General features: G+C 65.2%; 32 protein-coding genes. 20 read left to right on the top strand and 12 right to left on the bottom strand.

Going from position 1 to position 25964, the window contains the following annotated elements:
• Position 1: 1 nt before the first annotated feature.
• Positions 2–949, bottom strand: coding sequence for a signal recognition particle-docking protein FtsY (gene ftsY, locus AC0WRY_RS01850; RefSeq protein ID WP_194405419.1), 948 nt, complete (start codon positions 947–949; stop codon positions 2–4).
• A 60-nt stretch (positions 950–1009) separates the two neighbouring features.
• Between ftsY and AC0WRY_RS01845 the strand changes: the two genes are divergently transcribed.
• Together AC0WRY_RS01845 and AC0WRY_RS01840 are read left to right on the top strand one after the other, a co-directional pair.
• Positions 1010–1711 (top strand): RluA family pseudouridine synthase, encoded by a 702-nt coding sequence (locus AC0WRY_RS01845; protein ID WP_246776398.1) that lies wholly within the window; start codon positions 1010–1012, stop codon positions 1709–1711.
• A gap of 176 nt (positions 1712–1887) precedes the next feature.
• On the top strand, positions 1888–2997 hold the full coding sequence (locus tag AC0WRY_RS01840; protein WP_194405418.1) for a DUF2336 domain-containing protein: 1110 nt from the start codon (positions 1888–1890) through the stop codon (positions 2995–2997).
• Positions 2998–3198: 201 nt separating this feature from the next.
• Here AC0WRY_RS01840 and mtaB read toward each other — a convergent pair whose 3' ends face one another.
• Positions 3199–4452: a tRNA (N(6)-L-threonylcarbamoyladenosine(37)-C(2))-methylthiotransferase MtaB gene (mtaB, locus tag AC0WRY_RS01835; RefSeq protein WP_194405417.1), complete on the bottom strand. Its 1254-nt coding sequence runs from the start codon at positions 4450–4452 to the stop codon at positions 3199–3201.
• Positions 4452–5327, bottom strand: a complete 876-nt coding sequence (dapF, locus tag AC0WRY_RS01830; RefSeq protein WP_194405416.1) for a diaminopimelate epimerase — start codon at positions 5325–5327, stop codon at positions 4452–4454. The genes mtaB and dapF overlap by 1 nt, the downstream gene beginning before the upstream one ends.
• Positions 5328–5567: 240 nt before the next feature.
• Here dapF and AC0WRY_RS01825 point away from each other — a divergent pair, with 240 nt between their 5' ends.
• Together AC0WRY_RS01825 and AC0WRY_RS01820 are read left to right on the top strand one after the other, a co-directional pair.
• A complete protein-coding gene (locus tag AC0WRY_RS01825) occupies positions 5568–6362 on the top strand; it encodes a GyrI-like domain-containing protein (RefSeq protein ID WP_194405415.1) in 795 nt (264 codons plus the stop codon).
• A gap of 5 nt (positions 6363–6367) precedes the next feature.
• Positions 6368–7084, top strand: coding sequence for an SIMPL domain-containing protein (locus tag AC0WRY_RS01820; RefSeq protein WP_194405414.1), 717 nt, complete (start codon positions 6368–6370; stop codon positions 7082–7084).
• Between the two features lie 222 nt (positions 7085–7306).
• On the opposite strand, the gene AC0WRY_RS01815 is transcribed toward AC0WRY_RS01820, so the two are convergent.
• Positions 7307–7717, bottom strand: coding sequence for a hypothetical protein (locus AC0WRY_RS01815; RefSeq protein WP_194408129.1), 411 nt, complete (start codon positions 7715–7717; stop codon positions 7307–7309).
• A 167-nt stretch (positions 7718–7884) separates the two neighbouring features.
• Positions 7885–8949: an MBL fold metallo-hydrolase gene (locus AC0WRY_RS01810; RefSeq protein ID WP_194405413.1), complete on the bottom strand. Its 1065-nt coding sequence runs from the start codon at positions 8947–8949 to the stop codon at positions 7885–7887.
• Positions 8950–9288: 339 nt separating this feature from the next.
• Here AC0WRY_RS01810 and ffh point away from each other — a divergent pair, with 339 nt between their 5' ends.
• From ffh to AC0WRY_RS01775, 7 genes are all read left to right on the top strand, one after another.
• Positions 9289–10836: a signal recognition particle protein gene (gene ffh / locus AC0WRY_RS01805; protein ID WP_491122593.1), complete on the top strand. Its 1548-nt coding sequence runs from the start codon at positions 9289–9291 to the stop codon at positions 10834–10836.
• 85 nt (positions 10837–10921) lie between these two features.
• Entirely contained in the window at positions 10922–11254 is a 333-nt protein-coding gene (gene rpsP / locus AC0WRY_RS01800; protein WP_014438992.1) for a 30S ribosomal protein S16, read from the top strand.
• Between the two features lie 9 nt (positions 11255–11263).
• Entirely contained in the window at positions 11264–11824 is a 561-nt protein-coding gene (gene rimM / locus AC0WRY_RS01795; protein WP_491122592.1) for a ribosome maturation factor RimM, read from the top strand.
• A 119-nt stretch (positions 11825–11943) separates the two neighbouring features.
• On the top strand, positions 11944–12699 hold the full coding sequence (trmD, locus tag AC0WRY_RS01790; protein ID WP_491122591.1) for a tRNA (guanosine(37)-N1)-methyltransferase TrmD: 756 nt from the start codon (positions 11944–11946) through the stop codon (positions 12697–12699).
• A 110-nt stretch (positions 12700–12809) separates the two neighbouring features.
• Positions 12810–13193, top strand: coding sequence for a 50S ribosomal protein L19 (gene rplS / locus AC0WRY_RS01785; RefSeq protein WP_028133304.1), 384 nt, complete (start codon positions 12810–12812; stop codon positions 13191–13193).
• A gap of 324 nt (positions 13194–13517) precedes the next feature.
• Entirely contained in the window at positions 13518–14924 is a 1407-nt protein-coding gene (leuC, locus tag AC0WRY_RS01780; protein ID WP_491122590.1) for a 3-isopropylmalate dehydratase large subunit, read from the top strand.
• A 94-nt stretch (positions 14925–15018) separates the two neighbouring features.
• Positions 15019–15228: a hypothetical protein gene (locus tag AC0WRY_RS01775; protein WP_211415097.1), complete on the top strand. Its 210-nt coding sequence runs from the start codon at positions 15019–15021 to the stop codon at positions 15226–15228.
• A gap of 77 nt (positions 15229–15305) precedes the next feature.
• On the opposite strand, the gene AC0WRY_RS01770 is transcribed toward AC0WRY_RS01775, so the two are convergent.
• Entirely contained in the window at positions 15306–15854 is a 549-nt protein-coding gene (locus AC0WRY_RS01770; RefSeq protein WP_491122589.1) for a hypothetical protein, read from the bottom strand.
• Between the two features lie 178 nt (positions 15855–16032).
• Between AC0WRY_RS01770 and AC0WRY_RS01765 the strand changes: the two genes are divergently transcribed.
• Entirely contained in the window at positions 16033–16332 is a 300-nt protein-coding gene (locus AC0WRY_RS01765) for a DUF1330 domain-containing protein (protein WP_491122588.1), read from the top strand.
• A gap of 4 nt (positions 16333–16336) precedes the next feature.
• Here AC0WRY_RS01765 and AC0WRY_RS01760 read toward each other — a convergent pair whose 3' ends face one another.
• A complete protein-coding gene (locus AC0WRY_RS01760; protein ID WP_491122587.1) occupies positions 16337–16594 on the bottom strand; it encodes a hypothetical protein in 258 nt (85 codons plus the stop codon).
• Positions 16595–16629: 35 nt separating this feature from the next.
• The gene (locus tag AC0WRY_RS01755) at positions 16630–16911 is read right to left on the bottom strand and encodes a hypothetical protein (RefSeq protein ID WP_194408127.1); all 282 of its coding nucleotides are present in this window, start codon (positions 16909–16911) and stop codon (positions 16630–16632) included.
• Between the two features lie 155 nt (positions 16912–17066).
• Here AC0WRY_RS01755 and AC0WRY_RS01750 point away from each other — a divergent pair, with 155 nt between their 5' ends.
• Entirely contained in the window at positions 17067–17477 is a 411-nt protein-coding gene (locus AC0WRY_RS01750) for a metallopeptidase family protein (RefSeq protein WP_194405406.1), read from the top strand.
• On the opposite strand, the gene AC0WRY_RS01745 is transcribed toward AC0WRY_RS01750, so the two are convergent.
• Positions 17453–18271 (bottom strand): helix-turn-helix transcriptional regulator, encoded by an 819-nt coding sequence (locus tag AC0WRY_RS01745; protein ID WP_491122586.1) that lies wholly within the window; start codon positions 18269–18271, stop codon positions 17453–17455. The genes AC0WRY_RS01750 and AC0WRY_RS01745 overlap by 25 nt on opposite strands.
• Before the next feature lie 100 nt (positions 18272–18371).
• Here AC0WRY_RS01745 and AC0WRY_RS01740 point away from each other — a divergent pair, with 100 nt between their 5' ends.
• The 4 genes from AC0WRY_RS01740 to AC0WRY_RS01725 all read left to right on the top strand — a co-directional run bounded on the left by AC0WRY_RS01740 (position 18372) and on the right by AC0WRY_RS01725 (position 21137).
• Positions 18372–18941 (top strand): pyridoxamine 5'-phosphate oxidase family protein, encoded by a 570-nt coding sequence (locus AC0WRY_RS01740; protein WP_491122585.1) that lies wholly within the window; start codon positions 18372–18374, stop codon positions 18939–18941.
• Positions 18942–19026: 85 nt separating this feature from the next.
• Positions 19027–19632 (top strand): 3-isopropylmalate dehydratase small subunit, encoded by a 606-nt coding sequence (gene leuD, locus AC0WRY_RS01735; RefSeq protein ID WP_027573022.1) that lies wholly within the window; start codon positions 19027–19029, stop codon positions 19630–19632.
• Between the two features lie 81 nt (positions 19633–19713).
• The gene (locus AC0WRY_RS01730) at positions 19714–20499 is read left to right on the top strand and encodes a glycosyltransferase family 32 protein (RefSeq protein WP_194405402.1); all 786 of its coding nucleotides are present in this window, start codon (positions 19714–19716) and stop codon (positions 20497–20499) included.
• A 218-nt stretch (positions 20500–20717) separates the two neighbouring features.
• Complete coding sequence (locus tag AC0WRY_RS01725; RefSeq protein ID WP_194405401.1) at positions 20718–21137, top strand: hypothetical protein; 420 nt, start codon at positions 20718–20720, stop codon at positions 21135–21137.
• A gap of 28 nt (positions 21138–21165) precedes the next feature.
• Here AC0WRY_RS01725 and AC0WRY_RS01720 read toward each other — a convergent pair whose 3' ends face one another.
• Positions 21166–22164 (bottom strand): GlxA family transcriptional regulator, encoded by a 999-nt coding sequence (locus tag AC0WRY_RS01720; RefSeq protein WP_491122584.1) that lies wholly within the window; start codon positions 22162–22164, stop codon positions 21166–21168.
• A 25-nt stretch (positions 22165–22189) separates the two neighbouring features.
• Between AC0WRY_RS01720 and AC0WRY_RS01715 the strand changes: the two genes are divergently transcribed.
• Both AC0WRY_RS01715 and AC0WRY_RS01710 read left to right on the top strand, forming a co-directional pair.
• Positions 22190–22675, top strand: coding sequence for a DUF3817 domain-containing protein (locus AC0WRY_RS01715; RefSeq protein ID WP_491122583.1), 486 nt, complete (start codon positions 22190–22192; stop codon positions 22673–22675).
• On the top strand, positions 22672–23085 hold the full coding sequence (locus AC0WRY_RS01710; protein WP_491122582.1) for a CopD family protein: 414 nt from the start codon (positions 22672–22674) through the stop codon (positions 23083–23085). Before AC0WRY_RS01715 ends, AC0WRY_RS01710 begins: the two co-directional genes overlap by 4 nt.
• Before the next feature lie 13 nt (positions 23086–23098).
• Here the strand turns inward: AC0WRY_RS01710 and AC0WRY_RS01705 are convergent, their stop codons facing one another.
• Positions 23099–23980 carry an HpcH/HpaI aldolase/citrate lyase family protein gene (locus tag AC0WRY_RS01705; protein WP_491122581.1) on the bottom strand — a complete coding sequence of 294 codons (882 nt, stop codon included), beginning with the start codon at positions 23978–23980 and terminating at the stop codon, positions 23099–23101.
• 133 nt (positions 23981–24113) lie between these two features.
• Here AC0WRY_RS01705 and AC0WRY_RS01700 point away from each other — a divergent pair, with 133 nt between their 5' ends.
• Positions 24114–24758, top strand: a complete 645-nt coding sequence (locus AC0WRY_RS01700; protein WP_194405397.1) for a carbonic anhydrase — start codon at positions 24114–24116, stop codon at positions 24756–24758.
• A 129-nt stretch (positions 24759–24887) separates the two neighbouring features.
• Here the strand turns inward: AC0WRY_RS01700 and AC0WRY_RS01695 are convergent, their stop codons facing one another.
• Positions 24888–25922, bottom strand: coding sequence for an aspartate-semialdehyde dehydrogenase (locus AC0WRY_RS01695; RefSeq protein WP_194405396.1), 1035 nt, complete (start codon positions 25920–25922; stop codon positions 24888–24890).
• Between the last annotated feature and the right edge of the window lie 42 nt (positions 25923–25964).

Below are 25964 nucleotides of genomic sequence, written 5' to 3'. Positions count from 1 at the left end.
TCTAGCTTTCGATTCCGGCGATGGCGCGGGCGAAGTCGCGCGCGGTGAACGGCGCGAGATCGTCGACGCCTTCGCCGACGCCGATGAAGTGCACCGGCAGTTTGAATTTCTCCGCGAGCGCCACCAGGATGCCGCCACGCGCGGTGCCGTCGAGCTTGGTCATCACGAGGCCGGTGACCCCGGCGGTGCGATGGAACGCCTCGACCTGCGACAGCGCGTTCTGGCCGACGGTCGCATCAAGCACCAGCAGGACGGCATGCGGCGCAGTGTCGTCCACCTTGCGGATGACGCGCACGACCTTTTCGAGCTCGTTCATCAGCTCGGCCTTGTTTTGCAGACGCCCGGCGGTGTCGATCAAGAGCACGTCGATGCCCTGCTCCTTCGCCGCGGTGAGCGCGTTGAAGGCGAGGCTCGCCGAATCCGAGCCTTGCGCCCCCGCGACGACGGGCGTCTTCGTCCGGTCGCCCCACACCTTGAGCTGCTCGATCGCTGCCGCGCGAAACGTGTCGCCGGCGGCCAGCATCACCTTGCGGCCTTCGGAGGCGAATTTCTGCGAGAGCTTTCCGATCGTGGTGGTCTTGCCGGAGCCGTTGACGCCGACCACGAGGATGACGAACGGCTTCTTGGCCGCGTCGATCACGAGCGGCTTTGCCACCGGCGACAGCACCTTCTCGACCTCGGTCGCGACGACGTCCTTGACCTCGTCGGCCGAGATCGCCTTGTCGTAACGGCCGGTGCCGACCGCGTCCGCGATCCGCACCGCGACTGACGTGCCGAGGTCGGCGCGCAGCAGCACGTCCTCGATGTCGTCGAGCATGGCGCGGTCCAGCTTGCGCTTGGTGACGAGGTCGGCGACCGCGGTCCCGAGCGAGGACGAGGTGCGCTTCAGCCCGTTGGACAGGCGGCGCCACCAGCTCAGCTTGGGGGGATCTGACGTGGTATCGTTCATGGTGGCGGTGTGTTAGCCGTTCCGGCTTCCAAACGAAAGACTTGACCGAAAGTCCTGCAATTGCTCGATGTTCCCCAATTGTCCGCCGACGAGATCATGGCCCGCGTGCTCCATCGCGACGGCCTGATGCTGATCATCGACAAGCCGGCCGGCCTTCCCGTGCATCGCGGCCCCAAGGGCGGCGCCAATCTGGAGGATTCCTTCGACGCGCTGCGTTTCGGCCTGCCGCGGCCGCCGGTGCTGGCCCACCGGCTGGACAAGGACACCTCCGGCTGCCTCGTGCTCGGCCGCCATCGCAAGGCGACCGCCTCGCTCGGCCTGCTCTTCAAGCACGGCAAGATCGGCAAGACCTACTGGACCGTGGTCGAGGGCGGGCCCACTGAAGACGAAGGAACCATCGACATGCCGCTCGGCCGGCTCAATGCCGAGCGCGGCTGGTGGCAGAAGCCGGACCCGGAAGGGCAAAAGGCGATCACCAACTGGAAGGTGATGGGCCGCGGCGACGGTTTCACCTGGCTCGCCATGGAACCGGTCACGGGGCGGACCCATCAATTGCGGGTACATTCGTCCGCGACGGGCTGGCCGATCTTCGGCGATAACATTTACGGCAACGGCCCGCGCTTCGGCGAGCCGAAGCTGCATTTGCATTCCCGCGAGATCGTGGTGCCGGTCTCCCGGAACAAGGAGCCGGTCCGCGTCGTGGCGCCGGCGCCGCCGCATATGCACGAGAAGCTCAGGGCCTGCGGCTGGAATGGGGAATAGGCGCCGCAAGGTGCACCTCTCCCGCAAGCGGGGGAGGGAGCGCACCGACGCCGCGGCTGCATCTTGCGGACGCTCGCCGCTCCCGCCCATGGTTTACGAAACCTTCAGTCCTCGTCCCTCATGATGACGGTTGCTTAGAACAAGCTTCTGTAACCGCTCAGGACGAGCAACGCGTCATGTCCACGGCCGGGCTATCGATCATCGACGAGGTCGAATCCGCAATTCGCGCGGGCTCGCCGGAAAAGGGCCTTGCGACAGCCCGACGCGTCACCGACCTGTTCCTCTCCTCCGCCGGCAGTTTCGACGACGAGCAGATCGCGCTGTTCGACGAGGTGCTCGATCGCCTGATCGGCACCATCGAGCTGCGCGCGATTGCCGACATGGGCGCTCGCATCGCGCTCGCCGAGATCAGCGCGCAACTGGCGCCGGTGGCTCAAGCGCCGCCCTCCGTGATCCGCCGCCTCGCCAGCAATGACGAGATCCGCATCGCCGGTCCCGTGCTGCAGGAATCCGCCCGCCTCGACGACGGCGAGCTGGTGAAGATCGCCTCGGCCAAGGGCGAGCCGCATCTGCTCGCGATCGCCGGCCGCTGGTGGCTGAAGGAGATCGTCACCGACGCACTGCTGGCGCGCCGCTATCCGAGCGTCAGCCGCAGGCTCGCCGCCAATCCCGGCGCGCGAGTCTCGGGCAACGGATTCGCACTTTTGGTCGCCCAGGCCGAGGCGGATCCCGAGCTTGCCCTCAGCGTCGGCGTCCGCGTCGACCTGCCGTCGGAGCTGCGCCGCGGATTGCTGCGCTCGGCGACCGATGCCGTGCGTGCCCGCCTGTTGTCTCGCGCGCCGCCCCATCTGTTCGAGGAGATCCAGAGCGCGATCGCGGCCATCGCCGTCGGCGTCGAGCGCGAGATGTCCGGTGTCCGCGATTTCGAGGGCGCCAAACGCGCGATTGCCATGCTCAAGGCCACCGGCCAGCTCAATGAGGCCACGTTGCTCGGCTTCGCCAGGCAGCGGCGCTACGAAGAGACCGCAGCCGCCCTGGCGGCGCTGTCCGGATCGACCGTCGAAGTCATTCGTCCACTGATGCAGAGCCTGCGCGACGACGGCCTCCTGGTGCCGTGCAAGGCCGCGCAGCTGAGCTGGGAAACCACCACCGCCGTGCTCGAATGCCGTTTTGCGACCGGCGCGATGAAGCCAGCGGACCTCGCGCGGGCGCAGGGACACTACGCGCGGATGACGCAGGAGAATGCAAAGCGGACGCTGCGGTTCTGGCAGGTGCGGGCGTCGTAGCGGCGCGCGCGATCGAGGACAGAGTCTCCACACCCTCGGTGTCGTCCCTGCGAACGCAGGGACCCATAACCACAGGGGGAGGTTTAGCGAAGATTCGCAGTTCGGTACTCCTACCATCCACGACCGATAAATCACGCGGTATGGGTCCCTGCGTTCGCAGGGACGACGTTGGGGATGCCATGCGTGGCAACTCCGACACCGCTATACGGTCAGCCGCTCGCCATCGCTGCCGGCAATCACGAGCGGCACGACGCTGCCCGCACGCTCGCCCGCAATCGCCACCGGCAGATAGTGCTCGGTGCGCCCCTGTCCCTCGCTCTCGATCAGCACCTCACGCGTCGTGCCGATCTCGGCTTGCAGCCTTCGCCGCAGCGCCGCCTCGCCTGCCGCACGCAGCCGTCGCGCACGCTCTTTGATCGCACCGCCCGCAACCTGGGGCATCCTTGCAGCCGGCGTGCCGGGGCGCGGCGAATAGGGGAAGACATGCAGGAATGTCAGCCCGCACGCTTCGACGAGATCGAGCGACCGCAAGAACATCTCGTCCGTCTCGGTCGGGAAGCCCGCGATGATGTCGGCACCGAAGACGACGTCGGGGCGCAGGCGGCGGACCTGGTCGCAGAATGCGATCGCATCCTGTCGCGAATGCCGCCGTTTCATGCGCTTCAGGATCATGTCGTCGCCGGATTGCAGCGACAGGTGCAGGTGGGGCATCAGCCGCGCATCATCAGCGATGGCATCGAGCAGATCGGCATCCGCCTCGATCGAATCGATTGAGGAGATGCGCAGGCGCTTCAGCTCCGGCACATGCCGCAAGATCTGCTTCGTCAGCATGCCGAGCCTGGGCGCCCCGGGCAGATCAGCGCCGTAGCTGGTGAGGTCGACACCGGTCAGCACGATCTCGGCATGGCCGCGCTCGACAAGGTTGCGCACTTGCTCGACCACCGCGCCCATCGGCACCGAGCGCGAATTGCCGCGGCCATAAGGAATGATGCAGAAGGTGCAGCGATGATCGCAGCCGTTCTGCACCTGCACGAACACGCGCGGCAGGCCGCTCGCATAGCCGTCGATGAGATGCGGCGCCATCTCCTTCACAGCCATGATGTCGCTGACGGCGATCTTTTCGCTGGCGCCAAGGTCAAAGGCGCTGCGCGTCTCGTGCCACGCTTCGCTGCGCATCTTGTCGTCATTGCCGACGATGCGATCGACCTCGGCCATGTCGGCGAACATGCCGCTTTGCGTCTGCGCCGCGCAGCCGGTGACGACGATGCGCGCTGAGGGGCGCTCACGCTTCAATTTGCGGATCGATTGCCGCGCCTGCGCCACCGCCTCGTTGGTGACGGCGCAGCTGTTGATGACGATGGTATCTTCGAGCCCCGCAGCTTCCGCTTCGCGGCGGATCACCTCGGCCTCGAAGGCGTTGAGGCGGCAGCCGAACGTGACGATGTCGACGGCCATCAGGCGGCCGGCGCAAACAGCGCCGGATCGAATCGGCCCTCATATTCGAAGGTCGCCGTGCCCGTCATCAGCACGTGGTCGTCGCGCTCGCGCCATTCGATGCCGAGCTTGCCGCCGGGCAGCGTGATCTCGACATTGCGCTCGGCCCGCTTCAGGCGGGCCGCGGCGACCGCCGTGGCGCAAGCCGCCGAGCCGCACGCCCTGGTCAGGCCGGCACCGCGCTCCCAGGTGCGGATCGTGATGTGCTCGGGATCGACGATATGGGCGAGCGTGATGTTGGCACGCTCCGGGAAGATCGGGTGGTTTTCCAGCAGCGGACCGAAGCGGCCGAGATCGTAGGCGTCGACGTCGTCGACCCAGAAGATCGCATGCGGATTGCCCATGCTCACCACGGAGGGCGAATGCAGGATCGGATTGTCGATCGGCCCGATCTGCAATTCGATGTAGCGGGTGTCGCGGAACTCTTCGGCCAGCGGGATGTCCTGCCAGCCGAACTTCGGCATGCCCATGTCGACGGTGTAGAGATCGGGCGCCGGCCCTTGCCAGGCATTGAGCAGGCCGGAAGCGGTCTCGAACGTCGCATTGGTCTGCCCGTTCTTCTCGAAGATGCGCCGCACCACGCAGCGCATGCCGTTGCCGCAGGCGCCGGCTTCCGAGCCGTCATTGTTGTAGATGCTGATGAAGGCCTCGGTGCCGTCGAGCCGCGGCTTCTGCAGCACCATGAGCTGGTCATAGGCCACGCCGCCATTCGCGGAGGCCACCGCGCGGGCGTCGTCGGGCGTCACCCGGCCTGCGGAATCGCGCATGTCGACAACGACGATCTCGTTGCCGATGCCGTTCATCTTGGCAAATGCGTGATTGGCCAGCGCGCTCATGAAAATTCCCGAATTTCGCCTGTCTTATATGGCGATCCTTGCCGGCTTGGCCAGTGTTTTGCCGGCGGTCGCCAGAGGTCTGCCATGACGCATCTGTCATGGGACGAATTTGGCGCCCGCGTGTTAGAACGGCGCGTTCGCGCGAACCGGGCGCGGCCGGGCGCAAAGACGGATTTAGGCCTTGGTGGTTAAGGCCTTGGTAGTTGAGGCCTTAGCAGTCGAGGCCTTGGGGAGAATAAAATGTTCAGGTTTCGTCGTCTCGCTCTGGCCGCGCTGATCCCGGCCGCGGCCTTGTCGCTTGGCCTGCCCGAGGTTCTGGCGCAGACCCCGAGCCCGGCGACCCCAAGCCCGGTGCCGGCCGCCTCGGCAAGCCCCTCGCCGGCCCCATCGGCCTCCTCTGCGCCGGCCGCGAGCGCGTCGCCGGCGCCCGCGGCGACGGCCTCACCCGCACCAACGCCTGCAGCCAGCGCTTCGCCTGCTCCGGCGGCGTCGCCCTCGCCCGCCGCCAGCGCCTCACCGAGCCCAACGGCCCCGCCGCCGGCGGCCGCCGCGACCCCCGCCCCGGTGCAGACCGCCGATCCGTTCGGCCTCGAGACCACGCTCGAGGCCAAGAAGGTCGTGATGGTCAAGGGCACCGCGAACTGGGATTCGGCCTTCGATACGCTGATCGACGCCTTCAAGGCGCTGAACACGCTGCTGGACAAGCAGGGCATCAAGCATGCCGGCAATGCGATGATCGTCTACACCTCGACGGACGATACCGGCTTCACCTTCCTGGCCGAGATCCCGATCGAGCAGGATCCCAAGAACCTGACCAAGGACATGAGCATCGGCAAATCGCCGGAAGGCAAGGTGCTGAAATTCGTCCATCGCGGCTCCTACGACAACATGGACAACACCTACGAGGCGATCACCAATCACCTCGACGACAAGAGGCTGGAAGCCAAGGACACCTTCATCGAGGAATACCTCACCGATCCCCTGAAGACCGCCGAAGACAAGCTCGTGATCAACGTTTTCGTGCCGCTGAAATGAGAGACATGACGAAGCCTGCCATCCTTGCTGCCTCCCTCGCCGCCGTTCTTGCCGTCACCCTGCCGGCAACGTCCGCACTCGCCGACGATGTCGTCTCCGCCATTTCGGTGAGCGGCGAAGCCAGCGTGTCCGCAGCGCCGGATCTCGCGCAGATCGACGCCGGCGTCGCCAACGACGCCAAGACGGCGAAGGAAGCCTCCGACGCCAATAACGCCGCGATGGGCAAGGTGCTGCTGGCGCTGAAGGGCGCCGGCATCGCCGAGAAGGACTACCAGACCTCGCGCCTGTCGCTGCAGCCGCAATACGGCCAGAACAAATCCACCGGCGCCTCCCCTGTGGTCAGCTTCCGCGCCAGCAATCGCGTCACAGTGAAGATCCGCGACGTGACCAAGGTCGCCGGCATCATCGACACGCTGGTTGCCGCCGGCGCCAACGACATCGGCAACATCTCCTTCGAGGTGACGCAGGTCTCGAAACTGCTCGACGACGCGCGCGAGCAGGCGGTGGCGGACGCCCGCCGCAAGGCCGATATCTACGCCAAGGCAACCGGAGTGACGTTGGGCGCGCCGCTCAGCGTGTCCGAGGGCGGCGCGCCTGTGCCGCTGTTCAAGGGCCGGATGGCCGCAGCTCCCCTGGCCGCAGGTGCCGCCGTCGCGCCGGGCGAGGAGACGCTGTCGGTGACGGTGAATGTGAGCTGGACGATCAAGGCGAAAGAGCAATAGCTCTCGTCATCTAATAAGTGACACATCGCCGCGACATCAATGGCGTCGTCTCCGCGAACGCAGGGACCCATGACCACAGGGAGTGGTTATGGCGCGACGCAGGTAACTCCGAAACTTCGCCAGACATCCCCTGTGGTTATGGGTCCCGGATCTGCGCTTCGCTTGTCCGGGACGACAGCAATATTTGGAGACAGCGGAGCCAAATCTCCACCACCTGCCTGATCAATCATTCGCGCTGATATCCGTAAAAAGGAACCCCGTCGGCGTCTTGGTAAAGACGAAGATGAGCTCGCCGCAGAAGACGAAGTAACTGTCGTTCTTGTAGTCATCGCGATCGTAGACGGCCTTGCCGCGCTGGATACACGCGCGATTTTTCGCCGTGAACGAGGTCCGATAGGTCTTGGCGCCAAATTGCGCGGCGTCGCGAATGGCGTTGTCGTTCATGAACGGCAATCGTGTCATAGCGGCGACGGCGGCGGAATCGTTTGCCTTCAGCGCTGCGCGAAACTTCTCGATGAAGCCATCGAATTCCTTCTGCAAGGCAGGAGAAGCGACGGCGTTCTTCGCCTGGACGACGGCAGGAGCAAGGCTCGCGAGAGCGGCTGCAAGCACAATTCTCAGCAAAAATCCCACAGGCCGGCTCCATCCATCAATCAAGGTCTTCCGACCAAATCCATGGTGTTTGGTTGCGTCATGGGCTTTCTGGTTCAATACCGCAGAGCCGCATGAACTTGTCGCCATGGGAGCAAAGCGGACACTGCTTTCGTCGCATCACGCCGCCGGGCTTATGGGTACACGACCTAGATCTCCACCACCTGCCCCGGCTTCATCGCCACGAACCGCTCCTGCGGAATCTTCGCGGCATCCAGCGCTTCCACCAGCGCCTTCGCCGGCGCGTCGATCGCTTCATCCGTCAGCTGGAACGTACCGTGATGGTGCCCGAGCGCGGCCTCGGCGCCGCAATCGGCCAGCGCCTTCACGGCGTCTTCCGGATTCATGTGCTGGTCGCGCATGAACCATCGCGGCTCGTAGGCGCCGATGGGGAGGATGGCGAGGCGCAGCTTGCCGTGCTTCTCGGCGACGCGGCGGAAATGCCGGCCATCGCCGTAACCGGAATCGCAGACCACATAGATCTTGCCGGCCGGCGTCTCCAGGACAAAGCTCGCCCACAGCGCCTTGTTGCGATCGAACATGCCGCGCGCGCTCCAGTGCCGCGTCGGCACCAGATGCACGGCGATGCCGCCGCCGAGCTCGACGCGGTCGTGCCAGTCGAAGGCTTCCACCTTGATCGTGGAATCCCAGCTGCGCATCGTCACGTCGTTGCCGAGCGGGGTGACCACACGCGGGGCACAATTCTTGGTGAGCCGTGACAGCGTCGCGATGTCGAGATGGTCGTAATGGCCATGCGAGACCAGCACGACGTCGATCTTCGGCAGCTTCTCGAACGCAATGCCGGGATCGTTGTGCCGCTTTGGCCCGGCCCAGGCGACCGGTGAGACCCGCATCGACCAGACCGGGTCAATGAGGATGTTGAGGCCGCCGGTCTGGACCAGCCAGCTGGCATGGCCGACGAAGGAGAGCCGCAACCGATCGCCGTCGACCCGCGCCGGCGGGGTGTCGGCATGAGGGCTGGGCGCCCAGTCGGGCCATTCGGCGCGATTCCGCTTGCCGCCGAGCTGCCAGCGCAGCACCTCGCGCAGCGACTTTGGCGGTGCGCCGTCCGGATCGAAGAAGGTCAGGCCGTCGAAATGATCGGAGACCGGGCCGTCATAGGTTTTCATGTAGGACATCCAGAGCGAGGGCACGCCGACCACCGCGCCGGCCCCGGCAAGCAGTCCGAACAGGCGGCGGCGGGTGATCGGCATGGGAACTTCAAGGGTGGTAACGGAGGCAGGTCATCGCCTCTATATGGGCGGACCCCCGCGAAAAGGAACCGGCCGCTAAAATTGCTCTCTTTTCAGAACCTTGGCCTGGCAGCGGCGGCCCGGCACCCTAACTTTCCTTGACTTTTGGGCGGGAGCGGCGTTTAACCCCGCCACTTTCTCGGAAAGGCTTTCTTTTCGACCCGCCGACCGGCCCTCGGGGCCGGAGGTCAACGCCCGACAGCGCTGTGCGCCCTCGGGCGCAAAGGTGTTTGGAAGATCGTTTGGCCGAGGAAGTGGTCATCCCCCGCGAAGGCGGGGGACAGCAACAGGACAACTTCATTGTTCGACAATCTGTCGGAACGGCTTGGCGGAATTCTCGATCGTCTGACGGGGCGCGGTGCGCTGACCGAAAAGGACGTCGACGCCGCGATGCGCGAGGTGCGCCGCGCGCTGCTGGAGGCCGACGTTGCGCTCGAGGTGGTCCGCAGCTTCACCGAGCGCGTCCGCGAGCAGGCGATCGGCGCCACTGTCGTCAAGTCGGTGACCCCCGGCCAGATGGTGGTCAAGATCGTCCATGACGAGCTGATCAACACGCTCGGCGCCGAAAGCCAGACCATCGACGTCAATTCCGTGCCGCCGGTGCCGATCATGATGGTCGGCCTGCAGGGCTCGGGCAAGACGACCACCACCGCAAAGCTCGCCCGCCGCCTGGTCCAGCGCGACAAGCGCAAGGTGCTGATGGCTTCGCTCGACGTCTACCGTCCGGCGGCGATGGAGCAGCTGGCCGTGCTCGGCCGCGATCTCGACATTCCGACCCTGCCGATCGTGGCGGGGCAACAGCCGCCGCAAATTGCCAAGCGCGCGCTGGAGGCCGGCAAGCTCGGCGGCTACGACATCGTGCTGCTCGACACCGCCGGCCGCACCACGCTCGACGAAGATATGATGGCGGAAGCGGCGGCGATCAAAGCCGCCGCCAATCCGCATGAAGTGCTGCTGGTCGCGGACAGCCTCACCGGCCAGGACGCCGTGAACCTCGCACGCGCCTTCGATCAGCGCGTCGGCCTCACCGGCATCGTGCTGACGAGGGTTGACGGCGACGGCCGCGGCGGTGCCGCGCTGTCGATGCGTGCCGTCACCGGCAAGCCGATCAAGCTGATCGGCACCGGCGAAAAGACCGACGCGCTGGAAGATTTCCACCCCGACCGTATCGCCGGCCGCATCCTCGGCATGGGCGACGTGGTCTCGCTGGTCGAACGCGCCGCTGCCAATATCGACGCCGAGAAGGCCGCGCGCACCGCCGAGCGAATGCGCAAGGGTCAGTTCGACCTCAACGACATGCGCGAGCAGCTGTTGCAGATGGCGAACATGGGCGGCATCAGCGGCCTGATGGGCATGATGCCCGGCATCGCCAAGATGAAGAACCAGATCGCGGCCGCCGGCATCGACGACAAGATTCTGAAGCGTCAGGTCGCAGTGATCGATTCCATGACGCGCGACGAGCGCCGTCATCCCGACCTGCTCAAGGCCAGCCGCAAGAAGCGCATCGCCGCCGGCTCCGGCCAAAGCGTCGAGCAGGTCAACAAGCTGCTCAAGATGCACCGGAACATGGCCGACGTGATGAAGGCCATGGGCTCGGGCAAGCGCGGCCCGCTCGCCGGCATCGCGCAGGCGATGGGCTTTGGCGGCGGCATGAAGATGCCCTCGCCCGAAGAGATGAAGGCGATGCAGGAAAAGATGCAGAGCGGCGGCAGCCAGGGTCTGCCCAGCCTGCCGAAGGATCTGCCGCCCGGTCTTCGCTCGGGCCTGCCGAATTTGCCGGGGCTAACGGGCCTCAGCGGCAAGCCGACGCTGCCGGGCCTCGGCGGTTTCCCCGGCAAGAAGAAATGAGGAATTCGTCGCGAGGGACCGCACGGTCTCGCGCGGCGCGCAAATACCGATCAACCGAACAAACCGTATTTTGAAGGAGAACTAGATGTCCGTCGTTATCCGCCTCGCCCGCGCAGGCACCAAGAAGCGTCCCGTCTATCACGTCGTCGTCGCCGATTCGCGCTTTCCGCGCGACGGCCGCTTCATCGAGCGCCTCGGCTATTTCAACCCGCTGCTGCCGAAGGACAACGAGACCCGCCTGAAGCTCGACATGGACAAGGTGAAGGCCTGGCTCGCCAAGGGCGCGCAGCCGTCGGACCGCGTGTCCCGCTTCCTCGATGCCGCCGGCGTCAAGAAGCGCGAAGCGCGCAACAACCCCGAGAAGGCCGTGCCGCGCAAGGAGCGCAAGGCGCAGGCCGAAGCCGCCGCCAAGGGCTAAGGCTAGACCATGTCGGCGCTGGTCTGCGTCGCGCGGATCGGCGCCGCGCATGGTGTGCGCGGTGCGGTCAAGCTTTGGACTTTTACGGAAGATCCGTTTGCCGTCCGTCGCTACGGGCCCCTGCTGTCCAAGGATGGCAGGCGCCAGTTCGAAGTCGCGCAGGCGCGCGAGGCCAAAGATCATCTGGTCGCGACGTTCAAGGGCGTCACGACCCGCGATGAGGCCGAGAGCCTCAACGGCATCGAGCTCTACGTCGCGCGCGAAAAACTGCCCGCGACGGACGAGGACGAATATTACCACACCGATCTGATCGGGCTCGCCGCCGTCACCACGGGCGGCGATGCGCTCGGCCGCGTGCTCGCGATCCATAATTTCGGCGCCGGCGACATCATCGAAATCGCGCCGCCGAAGGGACCGACGATGCTGCTGCCGTTCTCGAATGCGGTGGTGCCGGAGGTCGACCTCAAAGCCGGCCGCGTGGTGATCGCGCTGCCGCAGGAGATCGAGGGCGATCGGGACGACGACAACGATCCCTCCCCGAGTCGTCCCGGCGAACGCGGGGACTCATAACCACAGGCCGTCGTTTTTTGGCTAAGCTGATAGCTTAGATCATCGCAAAATGACGTGCGGTGGTCAGGGGTCCCGGGCTCGCGCTTCGCTCGCCCCGGGACGACGAGAACCGAGATCCGATGACCAATCCCTCACCCTGGCGCGCGACTGTGCTGACGCTGTTTCCGGAGATTTTTCCGGGACCGCTCGGCGTGAGCCTTGCCGGGCGGGCGCTGGCCGCGGGACTCTGGCATATCGAGGCGCGGGACATCAGGGCCTCCGCCACCGACCGCCACCGCAGCGTCGACGACACCCCCGCCGGCGGCGGACCGGGCATGGTGCTACGGGCGGATGTGCTGGCGGCCGCGATCGACGCCGCCGAGATCGCACCGGAGCGGCCGCGCCTGCTGATGAGCCCGCGCGGTCGGCCATTGACCCAGGCCAGGGTGACGGAGCTTGCCCGGGGCCCCGGTCCCCTGATCGTCTGCGGGCGCTTCGAGGGGATCGACCAGCGGGTGATCGACAAGCGGGGCCTGGAGGAGGTCTCGATCGGCGATTACGTGCTCTCGGGGGGCGAAATCGCAGCCTTAGCCCTGATCGACGCCTGCGTACGGCTGCTGCCGGGGGTGATGGGCAAGGAGGCCTCGGGAACCGAGGAAAGCTTCTCCGATGGTCTTCTGGAATACCCCCAATACACCCGCCCGCAGCTGTTCGAGGGGGTTCCGATCCCAGAGATCCTGACCTCCGGGGACCACGCCAAGGTTGCGGCCTGGCGGCGGGCGCAATCCGAGGCCCTCACCGAGGCCCGGCGGCCCGATTTATGGGCCAAGATCCCGCCCAAGCCGGCGAATCGGGCCCGTCGCCAAAAAACGCCAAAAAACAAGACAGACGGGTGACAAACGCTCCGGCTTGCCTTATAGCAGCGGCCAAATCCGCAATGGCTGGATAGACGAATTTTGCGCAGCCCCCCGTTTCCAGGGCTGGGCGCGCCGATGGAGATTTACCCATGAACCTGATCAAGCAGCTCGAGCAAGAGCAATTCGACAAGCTGTCCGCCGGCAAGGACATTCCGGAATTCGGTCCCGGCGACACCGTGATCGTCAACGTGAAGGTCGTCGAAGGCGATCGCACCCGCGTGCAGGCCTATGAAGGCGTCTGCATCGGCCGTTCCGGCGGTGGCCTCAACGAGAGCTTCACCGTGCGCAAGATCTCCTACGGCGAAGGCGTCGAGCGCGTGTTCCCGGTGATGTCGCCGATGATCGACTCGATCAAGGTGGTGCGCCGCGGCAAGGTGCGTCGCGCCAAGCTCTATTATCTCCGCAACCTGCGCGGCAAGTCGGCCCGCATCGTCGAGAAGACCGAGCACGCCAAGGCTGCCGTCAACGAGTAAGCCTCGCTTCTCCAGGCACGTTTTCGAAAGCGCGGGGCTCGGCTCCGCGCTTTTTTGTTGCGTCAGCCGTGCGCTTCAAACCACTCGCGCTTCCAGTTCGGCCTGCTATATATTCCTGGAATGTTTCCAGATCCGACCAGCCTCGCCCCCGTCCAGCGCATCGTCATCGACGATCGCTCGCGGCTGCCTGGCCGGTTCTTCGGCCGCTTCGCGACCTCGGCAACGTCAGAGCTTAGTCCCGCAGCCTAACAGGCTGCGCTGACGATTTTGTTGCCCGCGCGATGCGCGCTTACCCGCTTCACACATTCTTCGGAGCTGACGCTCATGTCCAAGCCCACCACATTGTACGACAAGATCTGGAACGACCATCTGGTGCACGAAGCCGACGACGGCACCTGCCTGCTCTATATCGATCGCCACCTGGTGCACGAGGTGACCTCGCCCCAGGCGTTCGAAGGCCTGCGCGCGACGGGGCGCAAGGTTCACGCGCCGGAGAAGACGCTCGCCGTCGTCGACCACAACGTGCCGACCACCGATCGCACCAAGCCGAATCCCGATCCGGAGAGCATCGAGCAGATCAAGGCGCTGGCCGAGAACGCCAAGGAATTCGGCATCGAATATTACAACGAGTTCGACAAGCGCCAGGGCGTCGTCCACGTCATCGGCCCCGAGCAGGGCTTTACGCTGCCCGGCACCACCATCGTCTGCGGTGACAGCCACACCTCGACGCATGGCGCCTTCGGCGCGCTCGCGCACGGCATCGGCACCTCCGAGGTCGAGCATGTTCTGGCGACGCAGACGCTGATCCAGAAAAAGGCGAAGAACATGCGCGTCACCGTCGACGGCAGATTGCCTGACGGCGTGACGGGCAAGGACATCATCCTGGCCATCATCGGCGAGATCGGCACCGCCGGCGGCACCGGCTATGTGCTGGAATACGCGGGCGACGCGATCAGTGCGTTGTCGATGGAAGGCCGCATGACGGTCTGCAACATGTCGATCGAAGGCGGCGCCCGCGCCGGCCTCGTCGCGCCCGACCAGAAGGCGTTCGACTTCCTGCGCGGCCGTCCGAAGGCCCCGAAGGGCGCGGACTGGGATGCGGCCATGCGCTACTGGGAGAAACTGCGCTCCGACGACGGCGCGCATTTCGACAACGAACTGCGCCTCGACGCGGCCAAGCTGCCGCCGATCGTGACCTGGGGCACCAGCCCCGAGGACGTGATCTCGGTGACCGGATTCGTGCCCGATCCAGATCAGATCGCGGACGAGGCCAAGCGCATCTCCAAGCATCGCGCGCTGAAATACATGGGCCTCACCGCGGGAACGAAGATCACCGACATCAAGGTCGACCGCATCTTCATCGGCTCCTGCACCAACGGCCGCATCGAGGATCTGCGCGCCGCCGCCAAGATCGCGGAGGGCAAGACCGTCTCGGCCAACGTCAATGCCATGGTCGTGCCGGGCTCGGGCCTCGTGAAGGAGCAGGCCGAGGCTGAAGGTCTCGACAAGATCTTCATCAAGGCCGGCTTCGAATGGCGCGAGCCGGGCTGCTCGATGTGCCTTGCGATGAATCCGGACAAGCTGGCGCCGGAAGAGCGCTGCGCCTCGACCTCGAACCGCAATTTCGAGGGCCGCCAGGGTTTCAAGGGCCGCACCCATCTGGTGTCGCCGGCGATGGCGGCGGCGGCGGCGATCGCCGGTCACTTCGTCGACGTCAGGGACTGGCGCTAAGCCAATCCCAGCAATTGTAGCGATCGCGGCAAACCGCCGTTAAACGATCGCCTGACACTGTCGTCCTCGCGAGGTTTTCGCGAGGACGCGCGCCATGGCCAACAAGCCTGAATATGTCGACCTGATCAGCGAAGCCACGCGCCAGCACCGGCGGCGCGCGATGCCCTTGCGCATCGTCGCCAAGCCGGAGGTCGAGGAAACATCGAAGCTCAGCCGCTGGCCGCCCGCGATGTTCAAGCAGTGGAAGCTCGAGAATTTGATGCGGTGGAAGGCTTCGTCGTGGAAGCTGAAGGATTGGCTGTAGGCCGTCCAACCCCGACGTCATTCCGGGGCGCCCGACGGGCGACCCCGGAATCTCGAGATGACGTCACCTCACTCACATCACCAATAGTATCGGTACGGATGGTGCCAGCGATGCCAGCGGCAGACCCGTCGCGGGCCGTAATAGGTCCAGATGATCCGGCAGCGGCGCGGATGGTGGTAGTAGGGATAATAGCCGCCGACATAATAGCGCCGGTGGAAGTGGCGGTGACCGTAGTGCGGCCGATAGATTCCGTAGCGATGAAATCCGCCATAGCGGTGAACGCCGCCATAGCGATAGCCGCCGCCGTGGAAGGCCGGCGCGGCGCGGATGCCGCCGATATGAGCGCCGTGGAATCCGCCGCCGCGGAAGCCGCCGATATGTCCGCCGCCACCGCGGAAGCCACCCCCACCGTGAAAATGTCCGCCCCCGCCATGTCCGCCGCCGCCATGACGAACCTGCGTGACGAGATCGTCGCTCGCCGCCTTGGTCGCGGGTGACGTCGCCGGATTGATCAAGTTCAGCGCTTCAGCCCGGCGCGCGGTCCCGGCCGTCAGCATCAGCGTCGCCGCGGCCGCAATCCCGAGCAGGCGCATCGGGCTTGCCCTGAGACCCATTATCCTCAGCATGGAAATCCTCCCTGAATCCGAACAGCGGAGTTGCGGTGCTCGTTCCGAGCCCGCGTCATCCCTGTTCAATTGCAGTCGCTCCCGGGATTAAATTGCGGACAGCGATGTGAACGCGCCATGAATGAACGAAGCTGCCTGCGCGCTGCGGCGCTGTGCCGCGATGGGAGGAAGTCGTGAGATGACGGTCTACGCGATTGCACAATTGAAGATGACGGACCGCGCGGCCTATGACCGCTACCAGGCGCGGTTCTTCGACGTGTTCAGGAGATACAATGGCCGGCTGCTCGCCGCCGACGAGCGCCCGCGCGTGCTCGAAGGAACCTGGCCGCACGACAAGCTGGTCATGATGTCGTTTCCCGACGAAGCGGCCTTCCTCGCCTTCTCGAACTCACCGGACTACGAGGAGATCTCCCGCGACCGCAAGGCGGGCGCTGAGGCCACCGTGCTGCTGGTGAAGGGATTTACGCCCGCCGGCTAGCGCGTCACCAGAACGGGCCGTAGCCGAACGCGAACGGCGCGGGCACGCCGTAGGGATAGGGACGGTAGTGCGCGGGCCGCGCGTAGTAGCGGGGATCACGGCGCACGAGGGGCGGCACTACGTAGGTTCGCGCGGGCCGTCGCATATCGAAGACCGCAATCCCGGCCGAGGCCTCCGGGATCGCCACCCGATGCGCCGCTGACGCGCAAGGCAGGCCGGCGGCCAGCGCGCCGGCAACGGCCCATGCAAACCATCTCGCCATGATCACCCCGCCGGGCTCCAACGCCGCGCGCCGCCCTAGCCCGGGCGCCAGTAGCAGCTCACGCGCGGCACGATCACCGTGCCGCTCGGCCGGAATTCCTGCACATAGGTCGCGTTGCATTCGCGGACCGCATTGGGACCGGGATTGTAGCGCGGATAGACGCCGTCAGGGCTGTAATAGGGCGTGACGCGCAGGCGCGCCGGGTGCCGTTTGCGCGGCGGCGGGATGTCGTCCGGTGAGGCGGCCTGGGCCAGCCTGACGCCGGGGGCCGCCGTCTGCGCCTCCGCGCCAACGCAAAATTGCGAAAACAACCCCATGCACAGTAGCGTCAGCGCTGTTCTTGCTCGCATTTTTTCGCCCACCTGAAACGTCCCGTCGAGCGGCCACGCTCCCCGTTTTGGCGCCGCCCGTCAACCTCGCCGCATCTATAAAGCGGGATGCATCGCCGCGGAACCCACGCTATGAGAAGCCCATGTGGACGGAATTGAAAGCGCCCTCGCTGGCCGAGATGGAAGCGACGGCGCACGAGATCTTCGAAGGCCTGCCGGCGGAATTCCGCAAGCTCTGCGAGGGCGTGATCATCCGCGTCGACGACTTCCCGACCGAGGAGGTCCTGGACGAGATGGAGTGCGAGAGCGAGTTCGACCTGCTCGGCCTGTTCCAGGGCGTCGGCCTGCCGCAGCAGAGCCTGGGCGACGTGGCGCGGCTGCCCAACATGGTCTGGCTCTACCGCCGGCCGATCCTGGATTACTGGGCCGAGCACGACGAAAGCCTCGGCCACATCGTCCGCCACGTCCTGATCCACGAGATCGGCCACCATTTCGGTCTTTCGGACGACGATATGGAAGCGATCGAGGCTCAGGCGGAGCAGGACGCGGACTGACCAAGGCGCGGCGCAGAGAGGAGCATCGTCAGTCGATAATCGGACCACCCCGCTAGAGACAGCGACACCTGCTTATAGTGCAGGTGCCCCATGGTCGGATGATTGAACGCACGCTCGCCTCCTTCGCGAGCCAAGACCCCCTGCGTGTCCCAGCAGCGCTCGAAATCGGGACTTTCTCGTCTCAGTTGCTCCACCAGCCAGCGAATCTCGGGATCATCGGAGTAGGCTGTCACCGCGGCACGGAACTCTGCAACGACGCGGCGTGCTCGGGAAGTCCAGTCAAGGATCAGGGTTCGAGCCTCAGGCCTCAGAAAGATGTAGCGCAGGAGATTCTTTTCGCCGTCTGCATCGAGCCATCCTGCAAACAGGAGGGACGCTTGTGCATTCCAGCGACGCGCACGCCATGTGCGATCGAGGATATAGGCCGGTCCATCGATCGCATCGACACAGGCCAGGATTTCTTCAGGCGGATCATCCCTTGTGCTGGGACGTTCGGGATCGCGCTTGCCCGCAACCTCGAACAGGTAGCTGCGCTCGGCGCGTGACAGACGCAATCCGTGCGCGAGGCGCGAAAGTGCCGCCGCGGAGACGGACACGTCGCGCCCCTGCTCGATCCACGTGTACCAAGTGACGCTCAATCCGCAGAGCTGCGCGACCTCTTCTCGCCGAAGTCCGGGCGTGCGCCGTCGTGATCCACCGGCGAGGCCGAATTCTGCCGGTGACTGGCGCTCCCGGAGCGCCCGCAAGAACGCGCTGAGCGAGAGAGCCGGGGCGGTTGGATCCTGTCCTTTCATAGTGGTAATTATACTAGCATAATATAGGTCCTTAAACTGGTATTAACCGCATGCTAGCTTTTCCGTCGTTATTTCGTCGCTGCGCAGAGGACGCACGGGCATGGGCAAGCAGTTCACGCGGATCGAGCCGGAGCACAGGGCTTTCATCGAGGTGCAGAAGATCTTCTTCGTTGCCAGCGCCCCGCCCAAGGGACGCATCAACGTGTCCCCCAAGGGCCTGTCCTCGTTCCGGGTGCTCGGAGACAATGATGTCGCCTATCTCGACGTCACTGGCAGCGGTAGCGAGACGCGCGCGCACCTGATGGCTTCTGACGACAAGCGGCTGACCATCATGTTTTGCGCCTTCGATGGCGCCCCGATGATCCTGCGCCTCTATGGCCAAGGCCGGTCGCTCATGCGAGGCACGCCTGATTACGCCGACCTCGCCCCTCGGTTCGAGGACGTCGCCGGGGCACGTCAGATCATCCGCCTCTCGATCGACCTCGTGCAGACGTCGTGCGGCATGGGCGTGCCACTGTTCGACTATAAGCAAGAGCGTGGCAGCCTCGTGCGCTACTGGACCAGGCAGGGCCTCGACAATTTGCGAAAGTACTGGGGCCTGAAGAACGTGAAGAGCATCGACGGTCTGCCGACCGGCTTTGCGCCTGACCGGATGGCTCCTCAGGGCTGACAGACCAAGATTGCCGATTCCGGCCTAGGATTTGTGTGCCAACCGGGCTAAACAGCCCTCCCTGAGACAAACCGGGAAGCCCAAGATGGACAAGTTCACCACGCTGGAAGGCGTCGCGGCGCCGCTGAAGATCATCAATGTCGACACCGACATGATCATTCCGAAGCAGTACCTGAAGACCATCAAGCGCACCGGCCTTGGCAAGGGGTTGTTCTCCGAGCAGCGCTACAAGGACGACGGCAGCGAGAACCCGGATTTCGTGCTGAACCAACCCGCCTATCGCAACGCGAAGGTGCTGGTCGCCGGCGACAATTTCGGCTGCGGCTCGAGCCGCGAGCACGCGCCCTGGGCGCTGCTCGACTTCGGCATCCGCTGCGTGATCTCGACCTCGTTCGGCGACATCTTCTACAACAACTGCTTCAAGAACGGCATCCTGCCGATCCGCGTCTCCCAGGAAGACCTCGACAAGCTGTTCGACGACGCCGAGCGCGGCGCCAACGCGACGCTGACGATCGACCTGCCGAACCAGGAGATCCGCGGGCCCGACGGCGGCAAGGTCAAGTTCGAGATCGACCCGTTCCGCAAGCACTGCCTGATCAACGGCCTCGACGACATCGGCCTGACGATGGAGAAGAAGGCCTCGATCGACTCTTACGAGGACAAGCTCAAGCGCGAACGCGCCTGGGCCTGAGATCGCTCTTTGCTTCGAGCCCCGGTGCCGTCAGCGCCGGGGCTTTTTCTTTGCCTTGGTTATCCCGTATAGCTTCGCCGCATGCTCCCCGAGATCGTCACCTTCTGGCATGGCCCGATGGACGCGCTGCGCCAGACCTGTCTGCGCTCGCAGTTAGCTGCCGGCCACAAGGTCACCGTCTACAGCTTCGACACCATTCCCGGCCTTCCCGCCGGCGTCGCCAACGCGGATGCCGAGGCGATCCTGCCGCATGCGTTCTCAGAACGGCTGCGGCCGCCGCAGCCGGATGGCAGCTGGCGCGACTGGACCATTCTGCAATTCAGCGACTTCTTCCGCATGAAGCTGATGGCGAAGGGCCTCGGCCTCTGGCTCGATGCCGACGTGCTGCTCTTGAAGCCCGTCGAGATCGATCCGGCAAAACCCTATTTCGCCTGGGAGCGGCCGCGCCAGCTCGGCAATTCCGTGATCTATCTTCCGCCCGCGCACGGCATCGTCGCCGCCTTCGAAGAGCTGATGGAGCAGGAGGAGCTGACGCCGAACTGGCTGTCGATCCGCCATCGCGTCACCTTCATGATGCGACGCCTGCGCGGCGGCTCGAACCGCCTCTCGGACATTCGCGTCGCGATCTACGGACCCGCAGCCCTGACCGCGCTGGCGCGCCGCACCGGCGAATTGCAATACGCGCTGCCGAAGCAGTCGTTCTATGCCGTGCATGCCGAGCCGAAATTGTTCTTCGATCCCTCGAGCTATCTCGGCCTCGTCACCAGCCCCGAGATCATCGGCCTGCACATCTCGCCCAAGGGCCGCGGCGGCGAAAAGCCGATCCCGGGCAGCCTGTATGCCTGGGCGACGGAGCGGTTTGGCTAGGTCTCGTGCCCCGGACGCAGCGCAGCACCCCCTGGTGATGCGCTGCTGAGCCGGGGCCCAGCGCAGCGGAAGAATGGGTGCCGGCTCTGCGCAGCAGCGTTGCACGCTGCAGCGCGTCCGACATGAGCCTCGGGCACCCCCAGTTTGATCCAGCGCAACGCGCCCCTGCATCATTGTGCTTAATTCGCTCCAGTTCCGCTGTCCGAAGGGAGCTTTCCATGAGCACCGCAAGCAGGCCATATCCGATCGTCCAGGACCTCATCGAGTCCTTTGCGAGCTGGCTGAAGCATCGCCGCGAGATGAACGAGATGCGGCAGCTCGACCGCGCCGATTTCGACCGGATCGCGAGCGATTTGCGGATCGCGCCCGACGATCTGGAAGAGCTGGTCCGTCACGGCAGGCATTCCGCCGACGAGCTGCCCATGATGCTGCAGCAGCTCGGCATCAGCGCCGAAGGGCTCGGCCGCGCGCAGCCGCTGCTGCTCCGCGACATGGAGCGGGTCTGCTCGCTGTGCAATCACAAGGGACAATGCGACCGCGATCTCGCCGACGGCACCGCCGCGGAGAATTATCGCGGCTATTGCGCCAATGCCTCGACGCTGGAATCGCTCGACCGCGCCGACGTCGCACCGCGCTGAGGCGGTGTCTGAATCGGCAGGCGATGCACTACGACTGAGCGGCAGCGCTATCGCTCTCGCTGCGGCTCGCACCTGCCACGACACGGCCTTTCGATCCCGGCGTCCGGGATGATTGTCCAGCGTTGAACCGGCGCCGATAGCCGCCGGGGCTGATGCCGGCGATCCGGCGAAAGCGCGCGCGAAAGGTGACAGTCGACTGAAAGCCGCAAGCCGCGGCGATCTGGTCCACATGAGCCGCGCTGCTCTCCAGGAGTTCCTGCGCCCGGCGGATACGCACGCTCAGCAACCATTGCATCGGAGTGGTGCCCACCTGCTCCCGGAAGCGGCGCGCGAAGCTCCGTTCGCTCATCGCCGCCTGGGCCGCAATCCGTGCCACCGTGAGCGGCTCCGCCAGATGAGCTGCAACCCATTCGAGATGCGATGCCAGAGAACCGCTCGATCGCGGCGGATCTCGCCGGATGAATTGAGCCTGCCCGCCTTCCCTGTTGATGGGAGCGACGGCTAGCCGCGCCGCATGAGCCGCGACGGCCTGACCAAGATCGCGCCTGACGAGATGAAGGCACATGTCCATTCCCGCCGAGGCACCGGCCGATGTCACGATCTCCCCCTCATCCACGAAGAGAACGTTCGGATCGACCTTCACTTGCGGGTAGCAGCTGGCGAGCAGGTCGGCGCAAAGCCAGTGGGTGGTTGCCCGGCGCCCGTTCAGGAGACCGGCCTCCGCGAGCACGAAGGCGCCGGAGCAGATCGAAGCAATTCGCGCCCCGCGGCGGTGAGCCTTCTGCAACGCGCGCAAAACGGCTTTCGATCTGGGAACGAGAGGATTCTCGACCCCAGGCACGATCACGGTGCGCGCACGAGCGAGGTCATCCAGGCGGAAGGGCACGACCAGACCGAATGCGCCGGCGTCGACACGGGCTGCCTCGGCGCACACGCGCACGTCGTAGAACGGCTTGCCTTTGTCGTCCTTGAGCCGGGCGAACACTTCATAAGCGAGTGTCATGTCGTACGGGATCACATGATCCATCGCGACAATGCAAACCCTGTGAACCATGACGCTGTGTCTCCGACGGTCGCCTGCCGGCGTCAGTATCATGTTTTGGCAGGAATCGATCACTAATCGGCAGAAGCGCCACTCGTGGGTTTTGGCCAGATCCGCTAACCACGCCGACGCGCGACAGAGCGCCGACGGTCAGGCCATGAAGAACGAACTCGACATCAAAACCGCGCTGCTGGGCCGCCTCGAGCTCGCCTCCGTCATCGAAGCCTCGACGCTGGCTCTGCTGGTCTGCGTTGCCGTTCCGCTCAAACATCTCTGGGATTGGCCCGCCGGCGTGCGAGCGATCGGACCGCTGCACGGCCTTGCGTTCATTTTCTACGGCTGGGCACTGCTGCAGAGCGTCGGCGCCGACGTTTGGCAGCGCCGCCAGATCGCCCTGCTCGCAGCCTCGGCCTTCGTGCCATTCGCCGGCTTTCTCGCGTCGCGTCACATCCGGCGACGCATCGAAGCTCTTCGGCAGAAATATTCCACGCGATGAGCCTGGCCGCTTATTACGTTTGGCTGAAGGCCGCCCATGTCGCGGCTGCGCTGCTCTTCGTCAGCGGCGTGACGGTGACGTCGCTGACGCTTGCCCTGTTGCCGGGGATGCCTCAAGCGAGCGAACGGCTCGTCGCGGGCATCCGCCGTTACGACCGGTGGGTAACGGTGCCGGCAATCATCGCGGTCTGGACGTTCGGAACAGGGCTTGCCGTATCCGGACCATGGTTCGGCCAGGGTTGGCTCAACGCCAAGCTCGGCTTTGTCGGGCTGTTGTCGGCCCTGCACGGCATCCAGAGCGGCCGCCTCCGCAGGATCGAGGCAGGCGCCTCACCCACGGCGTCGAGATCCCTGGCGCTCGTTCTGCTCGCCACGATCGCTATCGCGGTCCTGGCTGTGGCAAAGCCGTGAGAGCTTGATCCCTCTAGCCCTTCCCCATCGCCGCGATCGCATCCGCGATGGCGATCGTGCGGCGGGCCATGTCGGCGTGCAGGCGCTCCACCATTGCACCATCGAGGCGGATCGCGCCGCGCGAGGCGTTCTCCGGCAGCTCGAACGCCGCGATGATTTTTCGCGCGCGCGCGACTTCCTCCTCCGGGGGCGTGAAGATCGCGTTGCAGGCGTCGATCTGCGAAGGGTGGATCAGCGTCTTGCCGTCGAAGCCGAGATCGCGGCCCTGCGCGCATTCGGTGGCGAAACCGTCGGGGTTGGCGATGTCGCTGTAGGGGCCGTCGAGGATTTCTAGGCCATGAGCGCGGCTCGCCAAGATGCAATGGGTGATCATCGGGATCATCGCGGCGCGGCCGGGCAGCATCCTGATCCGCGTCTCGCGCGAGATGTCGTTGGGGCCGAACACGAAGCCTTCCAGCCGCCGCGATTTATCGCGCCCGGCCTCGGCGAGCTCCTCCGCATGCAGCACCGCGCGCGCCGTCTCGATCATGGCCCAGACCTTCACCGTCGGCGCCGCGCCGAGCTCGGTGAGACGCAGGCCGATCGTGTCGAGATCTTCGATGCTTGAAACTTTGGGAACCAGGATGCCGTCGGGCGAGGCCTTGGCGGCCATCGCGACGTCATCGGCCCACCAGGGCGTGTCGAGGCCGTTGGTCCGGATCAGAATCTCGCGCTTGCCAAAGCCCTTGGCTGCGATCGCGGCGGCGATGCCGTCACGCGCCGCCGCTTTGGCATCGGGGGCGACGGAATCCTCGAGATCCAGGATGAGGCCGTCGGTGGCCAGATTGCGCGCCTTTTCCAGCGCGCGGGGATTGGAGCCTGGCATGAACAGATGGCTGCGGCGCGGGCGGGTCATGCGGGCGTTCCTTCCGGTTGTCTTGGCGGTTGTCTTGGCGGTTTCCTAGCGGCGTCCTGGCGGAGCGGATAGCACTTGGCCTGCCTCTTCGAAAGGCTTGTTCACCCCAGCGGTATATGATTAGGCATAGGCCATGATGACATTCCCGAAGCATTTGCTGGAAGGCTACCAGGCCTTCGCCACCCAGCGGCTGCCGACCGAGCAGACCCGCTATCGCGAACTGTCGGTGAAGGGACAGTTCCCGGAAGTGATGGTGATCGGCTGCTGCGACAGCCGCGTCTCGCCCGAGGTGATCTTCGACGTCGGCCCGGGCGAATTGTTCGTGGTCCGCAACATCGCCAATCTGGTGCCGGTGTATCAGCCCGACGGCAACGCGCACGGCGTCTCGGCGGCGCTGGAATATGCGGTGACGGTGCTGAAGGTGAAGCACATCGTCATCCTCGGCCACGCCCAATGCGGCGGCATCCGTGCCTTCGTCGACAAGATCGAGCCGCTGACGCCCGGCGACTTCATCGGCAGATGGATGCAGATGTTCATCAAGCCGGGCGAAGTGGTCGAGCAGCGCGACCACGAGACCATGGCGCAGTTCGTCGAGCGCATCGAGAAGGCCGCGGTGTTCCGCAGCCTGGAAAACCTGATGACGTTCCCGTTCGTGCGCAAGGCCGTGGAGAGCGGCCAGATGCAGACCCACGGCGCCTATTTCGGCGTCGCGGAGGGATCGCTGTTCGTGCTGGACAAGACGAGCAAGGAATTCAGGAACGCGCGGGCCGTGGCGTAGGCCACCGCTCTCGTAGGGCGGATTAGCGAAGCGTAATCCGCCAGCGTTCGTATCGCGAAGGGAAGCGGCGGATTACGCCAAGCGGACTGCGCTTCGCGCAGCCGCGGGCTAATCCGCCCTACGGCAGCGTCAGGCCGCCTGCTTTTTCGCGCTGATCAGCTTGCGGTTGATCAGGACTTCGGCGATCTGGATCGCGTTGAGGGCTGCGCCCTTGCGGAGATTGTCCGACACGCACCACAGCGCGAGGCCGTTCTCCACCGTCGCGTCCTCGCGGATGCGGCTGATATAGGTGGCGTCTTCGCCGGCCGCCTCATACGGCGTGGCGTAGCCGCCGGGCTCCTGCTTGTCGATGACGAGACAGCCGGGCGCCTTGCGCAGGATATCGCGGGCTTCGTCGGCGCTGATCGGATTCTCGAACTCGATGTTGACCGCCTCGGAATGGCCGACGAACACCGGCACGCGCACGCAGGTGGCGGAGAGCTTGATCCTGGGATCAAGGATCTTCTTGGTCTCCGCCATCATCTTCCACTCTTCCTTGGTGTAGCCGTCCTCCATGAAGACGTCGATCTGGGGGATGACGTTGAAGGCGATGCGCGCAGGAAACTTCTTATTGACGATCTCGCTGTTGGTGTAGACGGCCTTGGTCTGCGAGAACAATTCGTCCATCGCATCCTTGCCGGCGCCCGACACCGATTGATAGGTCGAGACCACGACGCGCTTGATGACCGCCTTGTCGTGCAGCGGCTTGAGCGCGACGACGAGCTGCGCGGTCGAGCAGTTCGGGTTGGCGATGATGTTCTTCTTCTTGAAGCCTTCGGTCGCAGCAGCATTCACCTCGGGCACGATCAGCGGCACGTCCGGGTCCATGCGCCAGGCCGAGGAATTGTCGATCACCACCGCGCCGGCGGCGCCGATCTTCGGCGACCATTCCTTCGACACCGAGCCGCCCGCCGACATCAGGCAGATGTCGACATCGGAGAAATCAAAGTGCTCGAGCGCTTTGACTTTCAGGGTGCGGTCGCCATAGGAGACCTCGACGCCCATGCTGCGGCGAGAGGCGAGGGCCACGACCTCGTCCGCGGGGAATTTGCGCTCATCCAGGATGTTGAGCATTTCCCGTCCGACATTGCCGGTCGCGCCGACGACTGCGACTTTGTAACCCATCGTTCACTCTCCGATGAAAAAGCCCGTTCCTGAAGCTGACGC

The organism is Bradyrhizobium sp. T-12 (genome assembly GCF_058314695.1).
The sequence above is the reverse complement of the archived record's forward strand: the minus strand, read 5'-3'. Positions and strand labels throughout refer to the sequence as shown.

Coding starts and splice junctions, on each gene's coding strand:
- ftsY (WP_194405419.1), bottom strand. CDS start 949: ATGAACGATACCACGTCAGATCCCCCCAAGCTGAGCTGGTGGCGCCGC.
- AC0WRY_RS01840 (WP_194405418.1), top strand. CDS start 1,888: ATGTCCACGGCCGGGCTATCGATCATCGACGAGGTCGAATCCGCAATT.
- mtaB (WP_194405417.1), bottom strand. CDS start 4,452: ATGGCCGTCGACATCGTCACGTTCGGCTGCCGCCTCAACGCCTTCGAG.
- dapF (WP_194405416.1), bottom strand. CDS start 5,327: ATGAGCGCGCTGGCCAATCACGCATTTGCCAAGATGAACGGCATCGGC.
- AC0WRY_RS01825 (WP_194405415.1), top strand. CDS start 5,568: ATGTTCAGGTTTCGTCGTCTCGCTCTGGCCGCGCTGATCCCGGCCGCG.
- AC0WRY_RS01820 (WP_194405414.1), top strand. CDS start 6,368: ATGACGAAGCCTGCCATCCTTGCTGCCTCCCTCGCCGCCGTTCTTGCC.
- AC0WRY_RS01810 (WP_194405413.1), bottom strand. CDS start 8,949: ATGCCGATCACCCGCCGCCGCCTGTTCGGACTGCTTGCCGGGGCCGGC.
- rpsP (WP_014438992.1), top strand. CDS start 10,922: ATGTCCGTCGTTATCCGCCTCGCCCGCGCAGGCACCAAGAAGCGTCCC.
- rimM (WP_491122592.1), top strand. CDS start 11,264: ATGTCGGCGCTGGTCTGCGTCGCGCGGATCGGCGCCGCGCATGGTGTG.
- trmD (WP_491122591.1), top strand. CDS start 11,944: ATGACCAATCCCTCACCCTGGCGCGCGACTGTGCTGACGCTGTTTCCG.
- rplS (WP_028133304.1), top strand. CDS start 12,810: ATGAACCTGATCAAGCAGCTCGAGCAAGAGCAATTCGACAAGCTGTCC.
- leuC (WP_491122590.1), top strand. CDS start 13,518: ATGTCCAAGCCCACCACATTGTACGACAAGATCTGGAACGACCATCTG.
- AC0WRY_RS01775 (WP_211415097.1), top strand. CDS start 15,019: ATGGCCAACAAGCCTGAATATGTCGACCTGATCAGCGAAGCCACGCGC.
- AC0WRY_RS01770 (WP_491122589.1), bottom strand. CDS start 15,854: ATGCTGAGGATAATGGGTCTCAGGGCAAGCCCGATGCGCCTGCTCGGG.
- AC0WRY_RS01765 (WP_491122588.1), top strand. CDS start 16,033: ATGACGGTCTACGCGATTGCACAATTGAAGATGACGGACCGCGCGGCC.
- AC0WRY_RS01760 (WP_491122587.1), bottom strand. CDS start 16,594: ATGGCGAGATGGTTTGCATGGGCCGTTGCCGGCGCGCTGGCCGCCGGC.
- AC0WRY_RS01755 (WP_194408127.1), bottom strand. CDS start 16,911: ATGGGGTTGTTTTCGCAATTTTGCGTTGGCGCGGAGGCGCAGACGGCG.
- AC0WRY_RS01750 (WP_194405406.1), top strand. CDS start 17,067: ATGTGGACGGAATTGAAAGCGCCCTCGCTGGCCGAGATGGAAGCGACG.
- AC0WRY_RS01745 (WP_491122586.1), bottom strand. CDS start 18,271: ATGAAAGGACAGGATCCAACCGCCCCGGCTCTCTCGCTCAGCGCGTTC.
- AC0WRY_RS01740 (WP_491122585.1), top strand. CDS start 18,372: ATGGGCAAGCAGTTCACGCGGATCGAGCCGGAGCACAGGGCTTTCATC.
- leuD (WP_027573022.1), top strand. CDS start 19,027: ATGGACAAGTTCACCACGCTGGAAGGCGTCGCGGCGCCGCTGAAGATC.
- AC0WRY_RS01730 (WP_194405402.1), top strand. CDS start 19,714: ATGCTCCCCGAGATCGTCACCTTCTGGCATGGCCCGATGGACGCGCTG.
- AC0WRY_RS01725 (WP_194405401.1), top strand. CDS start 20,718: ATGAGCACCGCAAGCAGGCCATATCCGATCGTCCAGGACCTCATCGAG.
- AC0WRY_RS01720 (WP_491122584.1), bottom strand. CDS start 22,164: ATGGATCATGTGATCCCGTACGACATGACACTCGCTTATGAAGTGTTC.
- AC0WRY_RS01715 (WP_491122583.1), top strand. CDS start 22,190: ATGACGCTGTGTCTCCGACGGTCGCCTGCCGGCGTCAGTATCATGTTT.
- AC0WRY_RS01710 (WP_491122582.1), top strand. CDS start 22,672: ATGAGCCTGGCCGCTTATTACGTTTGGCTGAAGGCCGCCCATGTCGCG.
- AC0WRY_RS01705 (WP_491122581.1), bottom strand. CDS start 23,980: ATGACCCGCCCGCGCCGCAGCCATCTGTTCATGCCAGGCTCCAATCCC.
- AC0WRY_RS01700 (WP_194405397.1), top strand. CDS start 24,114: ATGATGACATTCCCGAAGCATTTGCTGGAAGGCTACCAGGCCTTCGCC.
- AC0WRY_RS01695 (WP_194405396.1), bottom strand. CDS start 25,922: ATGGGTTACAAAGTCGCAGTCGTCGGCGCGACCGGCAATGTCGGACGG.